Annotated in this window: 2 protein-coding genes; both read left to right on the top strand. The window is 65.8% G+C overall.

The features are described from left to right. Positions 1-66 precede the first annotated feature (66 nt). Positions 67-651 (top strand): IS607 family transposase, encoded by a 585-nt coding sequence (locus tag AWC14_RS09165; RefSeq protein ID WP_084031094.1) that lies wholly within the window; start codon positions 67-69, stop codon positions 649-651. Next, positions 651-2,030 (top strand): IS607 family element RNA-guided endonuclease TnpB, encoded by a 1,380-nt coding sequence (tnpB, locus tag AWC14_RS09160; protein WP_084031095.1) that lies wholly within the window; start codon positions 651-653, stop codon positions 2,028-2,030. The genes AWC14_RS09165 and tnpB overlap by 1 nt, the downstream gene beginning before the upstream one ends. Positions 2,031-2,059 lie beyond the last annotated feature (29 nt).

Here is a 2,059-nt window from a genome sequence, read left to right as displayed (position 1 = left end):
GGGGCTGCCAGCTGTTGCGGGTTGAGTGGTCGGTAGCTGTCGGTGGTGTGCTGTAGGAACGGACGTATGAATCTGGCGGTGTGGGCTGAGCGCAACGGTGTTGCGCGCGTGACGGCGTATCGCTGGTTTCGCGCGGGCCTGTTGCCGGTCCCAGCGCGGAAGGTGGGTCGACTGATTCTCGTCGACGAACCCACTGGGGACTCTGGCCTGCGAGGTCGGACCGCCGTGTATGCGCGAGTGTCGTCGGCTGATCAGAAAGCCGATCTCGATCGGCAGGTGGCGCGAGTAACCGCGTGGGCCACAGCTGAGCAGATACCGGTCGACAAGGTCGTCACCGAGGTCGGTTCGGCGTTGAACGGGCACCGCCGAAAGTTCCTTGCTCTGCTGCGCGACCCTGCGGTGCGCCGGATCGTGGTCGAGCATCGGGATCGGTTCTGCCGATTCGGATCTGAGTATGTTCAGGCCGCGCTCGCGGCGCAGGGACGAGAGCTGGTCGTGGTGGATTCGGCTGAGGTCGATGACGACCTGGTGCGGGATATGACCGAGATCTTGACCTCGATGTGTGCACGTTTGTATGGCAAACGTGCCGCGCAGAACCGTGCCAAACGGGCTGTTGCTGCTGCCGCTGCCGATGATCGCGAGGCGGCGTGATGGCGAAGTTCGAGGTTCCTGACGGCTGGACGGTGCAGGCGTTCCGGTTCACCCTCGACCCGACCGAGGAGCAAGCCCGGTCGCTGGCCAGGCATTTCGGTGCCCGCCGTAAGGCTTACAACTGGACGGTCGCGGCTCTGAAAGCCGACATCGAAGCCTGGCACGCGTCCGGTATCGAGACGGAGAAACCGTCGCTGCGGGTGCTGCGGAAACGCTGGAACACCGTCAAAGACGAGGTGTGTGTCAACGCCGAAACCGGGGCGGTGTGGTGGCCGGAGTGCTCGAAGGAGGCCTACGCAGACGGAATCCGCGGTGCGGTGGATGCCTACTGGAACTGGCAGACCTCCCGCGCTGGTAAGCGTGCCGGGGAACGAGTCGGGTTCCCGTGCTTCAAGAAGAAGGGCCGCGACGCTGATCGGGTGTGCTTCACCACCGGCGCACTGCGCGTCCAACCCGACCGCCGGCATCTGACGCTGCCGGTGATCGGCTGTGTACGCACCCACGAGAACACCCGCCGCATCGAACGGTTGATTCGTGCCGGTCGGGCGCGGGTCCTCGCGATCTCGGTGCGCCGCAACGGCACCCGTCTGGACGCCACCGTGCGGGTGCTGGTGCAGCGCCCTCAGCAGCCCGGCGTTGCGCTACCTGGTTCGCGGGTGGGTGTCGATGCCGGGGTCCGGCGTCTGGCGACTGTCGCCACCGCTGACGGCGCGGTGATCGAACACGTCGCCAACCCACGCCCGCTCGATGCTGCACTGAAAGAGTTGCGGCATGTCTGCCGGGCCCGGTCGCGCTGCACGAAAGGTTCTCGGCGTTACCGTGAGCGCACCACCGAGATTTCCCGGCTGCATCGCCGGGTCAATGACGTCCGTACTCATCACCTCCACGTCCTGACGACACGATTGGCTCAAACCCACGGCCAGATCGTCGTTGAAGGTTTGAACGCCGCGGCGATGCTGCGGCAAAAGGGCCTTCCGGGTGCCCGCGCCAGGCGGCGCGGACTTTCGGACGCCGCCCTGGGCACACCTCGGCGCCACCTGTCCTACAAGACGGGCTGGTACGGGTCACAGCTGGTGGTCGCTGACCGCTGGTTCCCGTCGTCGAAAACCTGCCATGCCTGCGGGCATGTGCAGGACATCGGATGGTCCGAACGCTGGACATGTGATGCATGTTCGGCATCGCATCAACGTGATGACAACGCCGCCATCAACCTCGCACGCTACGAGGACACCGTTAGCGTCGTCGGCCCAGTTGGGGCCGCCGTCAAGCGTGGAGCCGACCGTAAGACCCGGCCAGGCCGGGCTGGTGGCCGTGAAGCGCGGAAGGGAACCGGCCACCCGGCCGGGGAACAACCCCGAGACGGGGTGCGAGTCGCGTGACCACTAAAGATCACTCACTCGCAACGGTT

Origin of the sequence: Mycobacterium kyorinense (assembly GCF_002101735.1) — a bacterium.
Lineage (GTDB): Bacteria > Actinomycetota > Actinomycetes > Mycobacteriales > Mycobacteriaceae > Mycobacterium > Mycobacterium kyorinense.
This window is presented reverse-complemented; position numbering and strand designations above follow the sequence as displayed.

Bases quoted from the DNA above. Each gene is read 5' to 3' on its own strand.
- AWC14_RS09165 (WP_084031094.1), top strand. From the start codon at position 67: ATGAATCTGGCGGTGTGGGCTGAGCGCAACGGTGTTGCGCGCGTGACG.
- tnpB (WP_084031095.1), top strand. From the start codon at position 651: ATGGCGAAGTTCGAGGTTCCTGACGGCTGGACGGTGCAGGCGTTCCGG.